Origin of the sequence: Actinoplanes subglobosus, assembly GCF_042650585.1 — a bacterium.
Classification (GTDB): Bacteria; Actinomycetota; Actinomycetes; order Mycobacteriales; family Micromonosporaceae; genus Actinoplanes; species Actinoplanes subglobosus.
This window is the reverse complement of sequence record NZ_JBHSBL010000018.1, coordinates 1-13,391: the sequence shown is the minus strand read 5'-3', so window position 1 is coordinate 13,391 and position 13,391 is coordinate 1. Positions and strand designations below refer to the sequence as shown.

The 13,391-nt window shown below is 71.0% G+C and carries 10 protein-coding genes and 1 tRNA gene; 6 read left to right on the top strand and 5 right to left on the bottom strand.

The genetic code is table 11. The features are described from left to right. The first annotated feature begins 27 nt into the window (after window positions 1-27). Window positions 28-2,025 carry a 4-alpha-glucanotransferase gene (malQ, locus tag ACFO0C_RS21935; RefSeq protein ID WP_378068542.1) on the top strand — a complete coding sequence of 666 codons (1,998 nt, stop codon included), beginning with the start codon at window positions 28-30 and terminating at the stop codon, window positions 2,023-2,025. Here malQ and ACFO0C_RS21930 read toward each other — a convergent pair. The 3 genes from ACFO0C_RS21930 to ACFO0C_RS21920 form a co-directional block, all read right to left on the bottom strand. Continuing rightward, the gene (locus ACFO0C_RS21930; protein WP_378068541.1) at window positions 1,980-2,312 is read right to left on the bottom strand and encodes a hypothetical protein; all 333 of its coding nucleotides are present in this window, start codon (window positions 2,310-2,312) and stop codon (window positions 1,980-1,982) included. The genes malQ and ACFO0C_RS21930 overlap by 46 nt on opposite strands. A 62-nt stretch (window positions 2,313-2,374) precedes the next feature. Beyond that, window positions 2,375-3,538 (bottom strand): DUF1501 domain-containing protein, encoded by a 1,164-nt coding sequence (locus tag ACFO0C_RS21925; RefSeq protein ID WP_378068540.1) that lies wholly within the window; start codon window positions 3,536-3,538, stop codon window positions 2,375-2,377. A gap of 98 nt (window positions 3,539-3,636) precedes the next feature. After that, complete coding sequence (locus tag ACFO0C_RS21920; RefSeq protein ID WP_378068539.1) at window positions 3,637-5,187, bottom strand: DUF1800 domain-containing protein; 1,551 nt, start codon at window positions 5,185-5,187, stop codon at window positions 3,637-3,639. A gap of 82 nt (window positions 5,188-5,269) precedes the next feature. Between ACFO0C_RS21920 and ACFO0C_RS21915 the strand changes: the two genes are divergently transcribed. Together ACFO0C_RS21915 and ACFO0C_RS21910 are read left to right on the top strand one after the other, a co-directional pair. Next, entirely contained in the window at window positions 5,270-6,121 is an 852-nt protein-coding gene (locus ACFO0C_RS21915; RefSeq protein WP_378068538.1) for a spermidine synthase, read from the top strand. Between the two features lie 160 nt (window positions 6,122-6,281). Beyond that, window positions 6,282-7,196 carry a translation initiation factor 2 gene (locus ACFO0C_RS21910; protein ID WP_378068537.1) on the top strand — a complete coding sequence of 305 codons (915 nt, stop codon included), beginning with the start codon at window positions 6,282-6,284 and terminating at the stop codon, window positions 7,194-7,196. Window positions 7,197-7,229: 33 nt separating this feature from the next. Here ACFO0C_RS21910 and ACFO0C_RS21905 read toward each other — a convergent pair whose 3' ends face one another. After that, window positions 7,230-8,441, bottom strand: a complete 1,212-nt coding sequence (locus tag ACFO0C_RS21905) for a TerC family protein (protein ID WP_378068536.1) — start codon at window positions 8,439-8,441, stop codon at window positions 7,230-7,232. A 9-nt stretch (window positions 8,442-8,450) separates the two neighbouring features. Next, window positions 8,451-9,212, bottom strand: a complete 762-nt coding sequence (locus tag ACFO0C_RS21900; protein WP_449191208.1) for a pentapeptide repeat-containing protein — start codon at window positions 9,210-9,212, stop codon at window positions 8,451-8,453. A 225-nt stretch (window positions 9,213-9,437) separates the two neighbouring features. Here ACFO0C_RS21900 and ACFO0C_RS21895 point away from each other — a divergent pair, with 225 nt between their 5' ends. The 3 genes from ACFO0C_RS21895 to ACFO0C_RS21885 all read left to right on the top strand — a co-directional run bounded on the left by ACFO0C_RS21895 (window position 9,438) and on the right by ACFO0C_RS21885 (window position 12,557). Next, window positions 9,438-10,598, top strand: coding sequence for a lamin tail domain-containing protein (locus ACFO0C_RS21895; protein ID WP_378068534.1), 1,161 nt, complete (start codon window positions 9,438-9,440; stop codon window positions 10,596-10,598). An 83-nt stretch (window positions 10,599-10,681) separates the two neighbouring features. After that, window positions 10,682-12,469, top strand: a complete 1,788-nt coding sequence (locus ACFO0C_RS21890) for a sensor histidine kinase (protein ID WP_378068533.1) — start codon at window positions 10,682-10,684, stop codon at window positions 12,467-12,469. Window positions 12,470-12,483: 14 nt separating this feature from the next. Further along, window positions 12,484-12,557 (top strand) — tRNA-Met (locus ACFO0C_RS21885). Window positions 12,558-13,391: the final 834 nt, after the last annotated feature.

Sequence of the window (13,391 nt, the reverse complement as noted above, 5' to 3'; positions counted from 1 at the left end):
ATCGGGTACCGAGGGGATGGGAGAGGCATGGACGCGGATCTGGTAGCGCTGGCCGAGGCGCACGGAGTGGCCACCCGGTACGAGAACTGGCAGCGCCAGGACACCGAGGTGGCGGCCGAGGCGGTGATCGGCGTGCTGGGCATGCTCGGCGTCGACGCGGGCACCCCGGCCGCGGTCCGGGCGTCGCTGGCCGAGGCCCGCCGCCGGGCGGACGACGACCGGCTGCCCGGGACGATCGTGCTGCGCGCCGGGACCGCGCGGGCGCTGCCGGGCCCGGCCGAGGTGACGCTGGAGGACGGCACGGTCCGGCGGCTGGACCGGTTGCCGGACGATCTGCCGCTCGGCTGGCACCGGCTGCGGCGAGGGGACCAGGAGGTCACCCTGGTGGTGGTGCCGGAGCAGCTGCCCGAGCCGCCGGACACCTGGGGCTGGATGGTGCAGCTCTACACGCTGCACTCGGCCGGTTCGTGGGGGCTGGGCGATCTCGGGGACCTTCGTGACTTCGTGGCCGGTTCGGCGGGGGCCGGGCTGGTCGTGCTGAACCCGCTGCACGCGATCACTCCGGTGGCGCCGGTGCCGGCGTCGCCGTACTCGCCGTCGAGCCGGCGTTTCGCCAATCTGCTCTACCTGCGGATCACCGACACCGCCGAGTACCGGGCGGCCCCGGCGGAGCTGCGGGAACGGGTGGACGCGCTGCGGCCGGCACCCCCGGCGGACGGGCTGATCGACTACGACGCGGTGTTCACCGCCAAGCTGGCCGCGCTGGAGCTGCTGTGGCCGCTGGCCGGGACCGTCGATCTCGACGAGGATCCCGGGTTGACCGATTTCGCCCGCTTCTCCGTGCTCGCCGAGGAGCACGGCGTCGACTGGCGGGAGTGGCCGGCGGAGCTGCGCCGCCCGGACGCCCCGGCGGTGCGGGCGCTGGACTCCGGCCGGGTGGCCTTCCACGTCTGGATCCAGCGGCTGCTGGAGGAGCAGTTCCAGGCGGCTGATCCCGGTGGCATGCCGGTGGGGATCGTCTACGACCTGGCGGTGGCCGTGGAGCCGTCCGGTGCCGACGGTTGGCTGCTCCAGGACGTGCTGGCGATGGAGGCGCGCACCGGGGCGCCGCCGGACGCGTTCAACCAGCTCGGTCAGGAGTGGGGTGGCGTGGCGTGGCGGCCGGACCGGCTGGTCGAGACCGGCTACGCCGCCTACCGGGACATGCTGCGGCGGATCTTCCGGTACGCCCGGGGCCTGCGCGTCGACCATGTGATGGGACTGTGGCGGCTGTGGTGGGTACCGGCCGGCCTGGGAGCGGCGAACGGCACGTACGTCCACTACGACCCGGAGGCCATGCTGGGGATCCTGGCGCTGGAGGCGTACCGGGCCGGGGCCGTGGTGATCGGCGAGGACCTGGGCACCGTCATGCCGGTGGTGACCGAGGGTCTGCAGCGGACCAACATGCTGGGCTCGGCGGTGCTGTGGTTCACCCGTGACGACGAGGGCGGCTACCGCCCGTCGGCCGGCTATCCGCGGAACGCGCTGGCCAGCGTCTCCACCCATGACCTGCCGACGGCGGCCGGGTTCCTGGCCGGGGAGCAGGTCGAGGTGCGGGCCGCGCTGGGCCAGCTGGCCGGGCCGGTGGAGCAGGAGAGGGAGTCCTGGCGGGCGGACCGGGCGCTGCTGGTGGAACGGCTGCGCGGGGAGGGGCTGCTCGGCGCGGAGCTGCCCGGTCCGGAGGGTGTCGTGGTGGCGATGCACGAGTTCCTGGCCCGGACGCCGTGCCGGCTGGTGACCGCCTCGCTGCACGACGTCCTGCTGGAGCGGCGGCAGCCGAACCTGCCGGGCACCTTCGACGAGTACCCGAACTGGCGCATCCCGCTCGGCCGGGACCTGACCGAGGTGGTGGCCGACCCGCTGTTCCGTAAGGTCGCCGGGATCCTCGCCGGCCGGTCGCGGCCGCTGCCCGGACGGCACCCGGGCACGGAGCGGGCGGATCAGATCGCCAGTGGCGCCGGCGGCGGGTCGTCGTCCAGCGCGTAGAGCATCGGGTGCAGCGGCAGGTAGGTGTGCGGCTCCCGGCAGCGCGCCGGCGGCAGCAGTGAGGAGCGGTGTTCCGGGTGCTCGTGGCAGTGCCGCAACGCCCGGGTCACCGCGTCCTCGTGGTGCCGCCCGCCGCCGTACTCGCCGCAGCCGGAGCAGTCCCACCGCCAGTACGGCGCGCCCTCGTCGGAGGTGTGCCGCCGGATCAGCAGGGGTGGGCCGGACCGGCCCACCCGGGAGGGCTGCCGCTGTGTGCCGATGATCTCGGCGAGCGAGTTGCTGGACATGCGAATCAGTGTGGAACGCACCTATTACGGCTTATGCGGTTTTTGCGGGAATATCGCCGCTTTCAGCGTGCGGCCACGATCCCGAGGCCGGACGCCGTCACTCCCGGGAACACGCTCGCCAGGTCGCTCACCCCGCACCGGGCGCGCAGGATCTCCCCGATCACCGCACGGTAGTCGGTGGTCACCGCCAGGTCGCCGTCACGCAGCTGCTCCGTGGTCAGGCCGGGCCATCGGCCGTACACCTTGCCGCCCCTGACCCCACCGCCCAGGACGAACATGGCGTTGCCGTAGCCGTGATCGAGCCCGCCGGAGCCGTTCTGCGTCACCCGCCGGCCGAACTCGCTGATGGTGATCAGGGTGACCCGGCGCAACCCGTCCGGGCCGAGGTCGGCGGCGAACGCGGCGAGCGCCGTGGCGAGCGCCTTGAGCTGGTCGAACATCCGCCGGCCGGCGACCGCGGAACCGAGGTTCTCGTGCATGTCCCAGTCGCCGGAGTCGACCGTCGCGCTCTTCAGCCCGACCCCTGCCTTGATCAGCCGGGCCACGTCACGCAGAGCGGCCCCCAGGTCGGTGGCCGGATAGACCGCGCCGTTGGCCGGCTGGTATCCGGCGGCCCGCAGCTTCGCGGTCTTCTGCAGAGCGCCGTTGAGCTGCCCGGCGGTCGCCTTGAGAGCCGCCGGCGCGCCCTCGTAGAGCTTCGCCATCGTCGCCGAGATCGGCCGGCCGTCCTGCTCACCGGTGAGCGCCGTCTTGTCGATCGAGGTCACGCCCAGGTAGGGCGCCGGGCCGCCGAGCACCCGGGCAGGCATGGCGGTGCCCATCGCGACCGCCTGGAGCGGGTCGGTCGAGGCACCGAGGCCGAGCATCCGGTTCAGCCAGCCGGTCCGGATCGAGGTGCCGGGCGCGGCCCGTTCCAGATCCTCCATCGCCGAGAAATGCGACCGGTTCGGCGCCGGCTGCCCGACGGCCTGCACCGCGGCGAGCTGCCCGCCGGTCCAATACGGCAGCAGCGGCGAGAGCGCCGGGTGCAGACCGAAAAAGGATCCACCCCCGATCAATTGCGTTTTCGGTACGGCTATCGAGGGCCGGGCCGCGTAATAGGCGGCGTCGCCCGCCGGTACGACGGCGGAGAGCCCGTCGAAGCCACCCCGCAGCGACAGCAGCACCAGCACATCGCCCGTGTATCCGGGGTCGGCCGCGTACGCGAGACTCGTGTCGAGAGTCACGCCGGCCACCCCCGCGAGGGCCCCCGTCAGGAGCAGGCGCCGGCTCAGAAGGTTGTTCTCCGAACATCCACACTGTTCGCTCATGGTCACCTCAACGGTCATCTCAACGCGAAGGAAGGGGAGTTCAGCAGCATCCCCATCAGGTACGGGTACATCCAGCCGGCCGCCGGGTCGTTCGTCTTGAGCGGCGACGCCGGTGTCCTGCCGTAGAACTCGGCCAGCGCCGTGATCTGCTGCGCGGTCGGCACGATCCCGTTCAGCCGGGTCGCGGTCCGCTCGATCAGCGCGCCGTAGGTGGCCGGCAGCGCCCCCACCATGCCGGTCAGCAGGTTCGCCGGCCGCACCAGCGTGTCCGGCCACCACCCGGCCGCGATGGAGAGGTGGAAGTTCCACCGCACCAGCAGTCCCGACGGCGAATCCCAGGCGGCTGCCACGTCCGGATAGCCGTTCGGTGGCCCCCAGTTGAGCGGGGCATGCCCGGCGTCACGGGCCATCCAGTAGAGGCTCTCCAGGAACTTGGTGCCACTGGCCGCCGGCCCGTAGCCGAGGGTCCGCACGGTCGCGGCCAGGTCCTCCATCGGCGTGCGGGTCTTGGCCCCGATCGACGCCGCGAACTCGGCCGAGGTGAACAGGGCCCGCAGCACCGGCGCGATCGCGGTCCGGTTGTCCAGGTAGACCTTGATCAGCGTGGTGATCAGCGACGCCGGGGGCTCGTCGGCGACGAACCGCACGCACAGCTTGGTGACGATCCGGCGGGCCGTCGCCTGGTGCATGGCCAGGTAGTCGAGCAGTTCCAGGGCGGCCGCCTCGCCACCGGCGGCGGTCGTGTTGGCGTGCTGGAAGGCCAGCACCCGGACCGCTCCGACGGCGTGGACCGTCCCGTCGTAGCGGTACCGCCCGGTCGCGTTGTCCACCGTCAGCCCGGTGAGCAGGCGGGCGGCGTCCTTCACGTCCGCCTCGGTGTACGCCAGTCCGACCGTGTGCAGTTCCAGCAGCTCACGCCCGTAGTTCTCGTTCGGGGCGGCCTTGCCGGAGAACCGGTTGTCCAGGTACGTCAGCATCGCCGGGTGCCGGGCCGACGCCTTCAGCAGGTCGGAGAACCTCCCGAGGGCGTGCTGCCGGATCGTCGTGTCGTAGTCGATCCGGCTGTCCCAGACGTCGCCGTGCGGGCACGTCACGTTGAGGTGGTTGCTCCAGAAGTCGGCCATCACCTCGAACAGCTGCCGTTCGCTCCAGATCGCCCGGGCCACGGCGGCCCAGCCGAGCTGCCACATCGGGTCCCAGCTGTACTGCTTGAGCGTGCCGGCGCCGACCCGGGAGCGGATCTCGGCGATCGAGAGGCGGGCCAGCGGCAGCCGGGCGACCACGCCCTCGGCCACCGGGTCGGCAATCGACGACGGGTTGAGCTGCCGGTCCAGCCAGGCCGTCGCGCCGAGCCTGCGGATCTCCGCGATCGACGCCGGGCCCGGACCGTAGGTGGCCCGCCGCAGCAGGTGCAGCAGCGGGTCGGCGGGCAGGAAGGTGGCGGGTGCGGGGCTCGCGGCCGCGGCAGCGGCGGGTGTGCCGGTGGTCAGGGTGGCGGCGGCCCCCGCCGCGGCGATCCCGCCCACGACACTGCGCCGCGTCATCGTCTGCTTCAGTGCACTCACGGGGATAAACGTCGGAAGTTTCCGCTGTCACTTGTGCGTTACCGTCTCCGCGCTACCGATCTGCTACCTGGATACTGGCGCGATGGCACAGCGCAGGGCATCGCGGACACGGGTCGAGACGGTCGCCTCGGGCGTCGCCGAGCTGGTGCCCGACCCCGATCGCGACACCGCCTGGACGCTGCTGCTCGACGGGGCCCCGCAGTCGCACGTCGACCTGGCCGACCCCACCCACCTGGAGTTCGAGTACATCCGGCGGATGGCAGCGGCCATCGATCTGGCCGCCCCGCCCGGCCGCCCGCTGCGGGTGCTGCACCTGGGCGGCGGCGCGCTCACCCTGCCGCGTTACGTCGCGGTCACCCGGCCCGGCTCGGCCCAGCGGGTGGTCGAGATCGACGGCCCGCTGGTCGAGCTGGTCCGGCAGGCGCTCCCACTGCCGGGCAACAGCAACATCCGGGTACGGGTCGCCGACGCCCGGGCCGCGGTCGAGGGCATGCGTGACGCCGGGTACGACGTGGTGGTCCTGGACGTGTTCGCCGGCGCGCGCACCCCGGCACACCTGGCGTCGGCCGAATTCGCCCAGCAGGTCGCCCGGGTGCTGGACCCGGCGGGCCGGCTGATCGCGAACGTCGCCGACGGGCCGCCGCTGCGGTACGCCCGGACGCAGGTGGCCACGATCCGGGCCGCGCTGCCCGAGGCGTGCCTGGTGGCGGACTCGGCGGTGCTGCGTGGACGGCGTTTCGGCAATCTCGTGGTGGTCGCCGGGCGTACCCCGCCGCCGGTCGCCGAACTGACCCGGCGGGCCGCCGGGGACTGGTTCCCCGGGCGGGTCGAGACCGACCTGGATCGGTTCACCGGCGGAGCGTCTCCCGTTCGCGACGAAGCGGCGGTACCCTCTCCCCTACCGCCCGAAGGGCTATTCGGTAACCGTAAGTAATCGCCGAGTCGGCCGTTGGTGTATCGCTGATCACCGTCCTGTGTCGATTTCGCGAGTTCCGGTGTGATTCACGCCCGGTGACTGGCGACGCCGCCGGGACCCGGTTGTAATCGTTGCGGCCGTTGTTCATGAGATCGCGGCAGGCACGGGGAAGGCAACCATGTTCCACCAGCACTTCCTGTCCCTCGCGGGCACGGACCTCGGACCGCTGGACGGCGGTGAGCGCGTCCTGTGGCGCGGCCGCTGCGCCGTCGCCGAGTACGCGTTCGACGAGGCGTCGTCGCTGCCCCGGTGGACGATGCCGGAGGAGACCGACGTCATCGTCACGGACCGCCGGGTGCGTTACGTCCACGACACCGAGGACACGCACCGTAGTGGTGAGCTGTTCTGGCTCTGGCCGCAGCACCTGCGCGTCCAGCCGGGCAACCGCGAGACCGGCCGTAACGGGACGGTCACCCAGATCCAGCTGGTCTGCAAGGGGCCGGACGGCACCTTCCCGGCCCTGGTCTTCGCCGGTGGCGAGCTGACCAAGATCAGCGCCGCGGATCACCTGGCCAACACGATCCGGCAGGCGATCGCCCGGTTCCGGGTGGAGAACGCCGATCTGATCGGCGTACCGGCCGTGCAGGCGCGGATGCTGTCCCGGCTGGTCATCGGCCCGGAGTTCAGCAACCACCTGGGCGGTCAGGGCCAGACCGTGACGCTGCTCGGCGAGGTCCAGGTGCCCGCTCCGGACGTCAAGGAGCCGGATCCCGTGGACGAGGCGCCCTACCAGGAGACGCCCTACCAGGAGACGCCGTACCAGGAAGCCCAGTACCAGGAGCCCCGGTACCAGGAGGCGGCCTACCAGGAGCCGGTCTCCAGCCCGCACGGCTGGTCCGACCGCCCCGGCGTGGAGGCCGACGCGATGCGGGCCGAGGAGGCCCTGCGCGCCGAGCTCGACTCCCGGCAGTCCGAGCCGGACCTGGCGTCCCGCGCCGCGACCCTGGCCGCCCGGGTGGCGAACCTGGTCTCCCAGTCCCCCGACGACGGACAGGCGACGAACCTCTCCGCCTACCTCAACCGGGACCGCTGAAACCGAGACCGCTGAAACCGGAACCGCTGACGATCACGTCGCCGCCGGCACGAAACAGCGCCCGGCGGCGACCCGCTCCTCGTGCACCCGGTGCGCGCGGGCCAGCAGCTCCATCAGCTGCGCCTCCTGCCGGAGCAGGGCGCGCTGCTTCTCCGGCAGCCGCTTGAGGTTCTCCTCCTCGGCGAGCAGCCGATGGTAGATCTCGTCGCAGTACTCCGGGTCGGTCTCGACGTCGAGGAACTCCGTGGCCGACCGCCGGGCCGCGGCCGCCGCGGTGCGGGCCTGGCCCTTGGGGCTGAGCAGCGACGCGACCACGGTGATCAGCAGGACACCGACGATGGCCCCGAGCGAGACCGTGGTCGGGATCTCCACCACGTCCACCGGCTCACCGCCGTTGATGAACGGCACATTGTTCTCGTGGAGGGCGTGCAGCACCAGCTTCACGCCGATCAGCCCGAGGATCGCGGCCAGCCCGTAGGACAGGAAGACCAGGCGGTCCAGCAGGCCGTCGATCAGGAAGTACAGCTGCCGCAACCCCAGAAGCGAGAAGGCGGTGGCGGTGAAGACCAGATACACGTTCTGGGTCAGCCCGAAGATCGCCGGGATCGAGTCCAGCGCGAACAGGATGTCGGTGCCACCGATCGCCACCATCACCAGCAGCATCGGCGTGAGCACCCGCTTGCCGTCCTGGTAGGTGAAGAGCTTGTCCCCGTCGTACGTCTCCGAGGTCCGCAGGAAACGACGCGCCAGACGGATCACGATGTTGTCCGGAGCCTCGCCCTCCTCGTGCTTCTCCTTCAGCAGGTTGCCCGCGGTGACCAGCAGGATCAGCCCGAACAGGTAGAAGATCCAGGCGAACGAGTTGATCAGCGCGGAGCCGAGCAGGATGAACCCGGTCCGGGCGATCAGCGACACCACGATCCCGAACAGCAGCACCTTCTGCTGGTCGGCGCGGGGCACCTTGAAACTGCTGAGCAGCAGCAGGAAGACGAAGAGGTTGTCGACCGACAGCGCCTCCTCGGTCACATAGCCCGCGAAATACTCCTGGCCCATCGTCGAGCCGCCGAAGATCCACACGCCGACGCCGAACAGGATTGCGATCGAGACGTAGATCGACGTCCACAGTGCCGCCTCACGCAGCTTCGGCACATGGGCCTTGCGCACGTGGAAGAAGAAGTCGAAGAGCAGCAGGCCGACGATGCCGGCAACGGTCAGGACCCACACCACACCGGACACCGGTTGCATGCGCCCATCCTAAGGGTGATCGACCCCGGTCACAGCGGCACGCAACTGGGACGGAGTCAGGAAGATCGCGCCATCCAGGTTCGCGCCGCGCAGATCCGTACCCCGCATGTCGGCTCCGGTGAAATCGGCCCGCCGCAGATCCGCGCCGCGCAGGTCCGCGCCGATCAGCAGCGCGCCGCGGAAACTCGCGCCGCGCAGATCGGCGCCGCGCAGGCGGCGGCCGATCAGCCGCGCGCCACTGTGATCCGGGCGACGGCCACCGATCCGGGAGCGGACCGTCTCACTCACTCTCCGCAACAACGGCACGATCTTGACGCGGTACGCCTCCACGTCCAGCCTTCGCAGGTCAGCCGGATCCCCACCGGCCAGGGCGTCGGTCTCGTCGAGAGCGGCCCGCAGCTCCGGGTGCAGCCTCCGCGCCTCGTCCAGTTTCAGCGCCTCGGTCAGGTACCACATCAGCTCGTGCAGCTGCCGCACCACCGGGAGCAGTGCGAACATGTCACCGGACAGCTCCGGGGCGGACCGCCAGTCCCGCCCGCCGAAGGTCTCCTGGGTGATCCGCTGGCCGGCCCCGAAACAGTCGAACACCACGCAGCCCGGAAAGCCGCGCCGCGGCAGCTCCTCATGAATGGTGCAGCGAAAATCGTCGCCCAGATTACGGCAGGGCCGCCCCGCCGGTTTGTCGACCGCGAAATCGGACGACTTGGCGAAGGCGGGGGCAACGCAGCACAACGCGGCGCACCGAGAACAATCGGCGGCTAGTTCCGTCATTTCTTGCACATTCCCTCGATCGGCACTGGGGACAACTTTACCGACCACCGCTCGTACCCCCTCCACCTGCAACTTTGATCACGGCCACCTCGGCGGCACTTGCGGGTAGGGTGCGCAGGCGGGAAGAACGATGACCACGTCGATTCGCATTCGATAGCCTCGTCGCTCGGCCGCAAAATGGAGGATTTCTCAACCATGTTCAGACGACCGAAAACAGTTTTCGGAATGGGTTCCGCCGTCGGCGTGCTCATCGCCGGCACCGGAGTCCTCGGGACCACTCCCGCCTGGGCCGCCGCGCCGACCTTCGACACCCCCGCCGCCCAGGTCGGCTACGGCGAGGTGACATTGACCGGCACCGCCACCGCGAACGCCACCGTCACCCTGCGCGAAGCCGCCTACAAGTGGGGCAAAGACGCCACCCAGGGCTCCGAGCTGTCGCCCGCCACCCAGTTCGAGGCCGACATGCCCACCACGGTCACCGCCAACAGCAGCGGCCGGTGGACCATCCACCGGATCATGGACTCCGGCTTCGTGTGGGCCGTCGAGTCCGGAGGGCAGTACTCACGGATCGTGCAGGCCCCACTCAAGGTCGGTGCCACGTTCACCGTGCTGTCCACCGGGGCCGACAGCATCAGCTTCAACGTGCACACCAGCCCCGACCAGCCGTACTTCCCGGTCCGGGTGGAACGGCAGAGCGGCGGCTCGTGGGTCTCGGTCGCCTCCGGCGTCACCGACGGCCCCGCCGGCGAGGGCGGAGCCACCCCGCCGAACGACGACGGCGACACCAACGCCGAGTTCCAGGGCACCGCCAGCGGGCAGCCGGGCGGGCAGCAGACCTACCGGGCCGTCATCGCCGAGACCGGGAACGCGGCGTACGCCTCCGCCGAGAACCTGATCACCAGCAACACGTACACGCAGACCGTCAACGTCGGCGGTACCGGCGGCGGCACCACGCCGCCGACCACCACGCCCACCACCCCGCCGACCACGACCCCACCGGTCACCACCCCGGCTGTCGGCTCGGTCCAGTTCACCCGGATCCAGTACAACGCGCCCGGCACCGACTCCCGCACCAACAAGAGCATCAACGGCGAGTACTTCCAGCTCACCAACAAGAGCAGCAAGAACCTCAACCTCAAGGGCTGGACGGTCCGCGACGCCGCCGGCAACCTGTACCGCTTCACCGGCGACTACACGCTCAACGCCGGCAAGTACATGACCGTCCGCACCGGCAAGGGCACCAACACCGCGCACGTCCGCTACTGGGGCAAGACCTACCACGTGTGGAACAACGGCGGCGACGCCGCGGCCCTGCGCACCGACGCCGCGAAGACGATCGACACCTGCAAGTGGACGACGGCCGGCAAAGGTCACACCACCTGCTGATCCGCGGACAACGGCCCTCACGGAACCCTCCTGAGGGCCGTTTTCGCTGCTCCCGGGCGTTTCCCGCGGGGTAACGTCGGAGCATGGGGGCCGGCCGGCATCGTTCCGTTCTCGTCATCGGCCTGGTGGTGCTGCTCGGGGTGATCGGCACAGCGCTGGCCGCCGTCACGCTGCACCTGTCGGCACGCGCGTGGACCGAGCGCGCCTTCACCCAGAAACAGGACGTCATCACCAAGGTCGTGTACGCCGAACTCGTCCAGTACGGGGTGGCCCTCGCCGACCTGTCCGCGTCCCTCGGGGCGCAGCCCGCCCTCACCGGTCCCGCCTTCTCGGCCATCACCGCGGCGATCAACGGCGAGCGGCTGCCCGGTGCGGTCGAGGTCACCTACGTCGTACCCGCCACCGCCACCACCACCGCCGACATCCGCGCCGACTGGCGATCCCGTGGCGGCACCGACATCACCCCCGACCTCACCGCCGACGCCGACGGGTCTTTCTACCTGCCGGTTCTCGGCCGCCCCCTGGACGGCGGGGCCGGTGACGTGCACGGCGGCACCCAGACCACCCAGGCCATCGCCGCGCTCCAGCGCGCCCGCACCAACGGCGGCGTCACCACCAGCGCCACCTTCCACAACGACGCCGACCGATCGTTCATCATGGCCGCCGCCGTCCACGCGACCACACCCGCCACCGAGGCCGGACAGTTCCGCGGCTGGGTGACCATGACCTTCCGCGGCAGCGGATTCCTCGGCACACCCGTCGGCCTCATCGGCGGCGACCAGGTCGACGTCGAGTTCGCCGACATCTCCGGCGGCACCCCCGTCACCCTCGCCACCTGGCAGTCCGGTGCGCCCACCGACCACGGGCTGCCGGCCCGGTCCTTCGTGATGCCCTCCGAACACCCACAATGGCAACTCACCATCCGCCCCACCGTCCGGCTGCTCCCGTCCGGCCAGTCCTGGCACGCGACCGCGGCCGTCACCGTCGGCGGCGTCATCACCGTGCTCCTGGCCACCCTCACCGCCGCGGTCGTCACCTCCCGCGACCGGGCGCTGCGCCAGGTCGACCAGGCCACCTCCGCCCTGCGCCACGACATCCAGCGCCGCGAATCCGTCGAACAGCAGCTCCGCCGCCGCGAAGAGGAACTCGTCGGCTTCGCCGGAGTCGTCGCCCACGACCTGCGCAACCCGCTCACCAACGTGATCGGCTTCGCCGAACTCATCTCCGTCATCGACGACGGCGACCTCTCCGACAAACAGCACCACTACCTCACCCGTGTACGCGGCAGCGCGGCCCTCATGCAACACCTCATCGACGACCTGCTCGCCTACGCCACCGCCGACAACACCGCGCTGCGCATCACCGACGTCCACCTGGACGACCTCGTCGACAGCATCCTCGAAGAACGCGTGGGCCACGGCACCGGCGGCACACCACCGGCCGTCGAACGCCACCCGCTGCCCACGGTCCTCGGCGACCCCACACTCGTACGCCAGGTCCTCGACAACCTCATCGGCAACGCCATCAAATACACGCCCACCGGCCGCGCCGCCGAAATCACCATCCGGGCCACCACACCCGGCCCCACCAGCTGCCGCATCGAGATCGCCGACCGCGGCATCGGCATCCCCGAAGAACAACGAACCGACGTGTTCAACGCCTTCACCCGGGCCGACGGCAGCGAACGCTACGCCGGAACCGGCCTCGGCCTGGCCATCGTCCAGCGCATCATCGAACGCCACGGCGGCACGGTAGGGGTCGACGCCCACCCCGGCGGCGGCAGCATCTTCTGGTTCACCCTGCCCACCCCCGCCCACCGCCCCGCCGCCCTCCCGGGGGCCGTTTTGCACCCCGCGAACCCGGTGCGCTAGGGTTAAGAAACCGACGCGGGGTGGAGCAGCTCGGTAGCTCGCTGGGCTCATAACCCAGAGGTCGCAGGTTCAAATCCTGTCCCCGCTACGAGTGCAGGGGGCCCTTGTCCGCGGAAAGCGCGGACCTGGGCCCTCTTCGCGTTTCCCGGGGGGCCGAGCCCCCCGGACCCCCGCGTTACGGCTGGTGGCGGGTTGGTCTGTGGCTCGGGTTACACCATTGCGGTGGCTTCGCCCGCCCGCTCCCCTCGGCTCTCTCGGCCGCTCGGTTCACTCGGCCGCTCGGTTCACTCGGCCGCTCGGTTCACTCGGCCGGTCGGTTCACTCGGCCGGTCGGTTCACTCGGCCGCTCATTTCTCTCGGCCGCTCATTTCTCTCGGCCTATCGCCTCTCACCCTTTCGCTTCTCCCGCGCTCTCACCCTTCGCTTCCTTGTTCTCACTCTCCCGCCGCGTGCCCTCTCGCTTCTTCTCTGCCGTGCAGCCTCACCCTCTCGATCGCTCGCCCTCGCCTTCTCGTCACCTCGCCCTCCCGCCACGTCGCTCTCTTGGTCCCTCGCCCTCTTAGCCCCTAGCCACCTCGCCTTCTCCCCTACTCGCCGCCCCGCCTTCACACCGCCTCGCCCTCCCGCTCCCTCACCGCCTCGCCCTCCCGCCTCCACCGCTTTGCCCTTCCGCCCCCTCGCCGCCTCGCCCTCCCGCCTTCACACCGCCTCGCCCTCCCACCCTCTCGCCGCCTCGCCCTCCCGCCTCCACACCGCCTCGCCATCCCACCCCCTCACCGCCTTGCCCTCTCGCCGCCTCGCCCTCCCGCCTCCACACCGCCTCGCCCTCCCACCCTCTCGCCGCCTCGCCCTCCCGCCTCCACACCGCCTCGCCCTCCCACCCTCTCGCCGCCTCGCCCTCCCACCCCCTCACCGCCTTGCC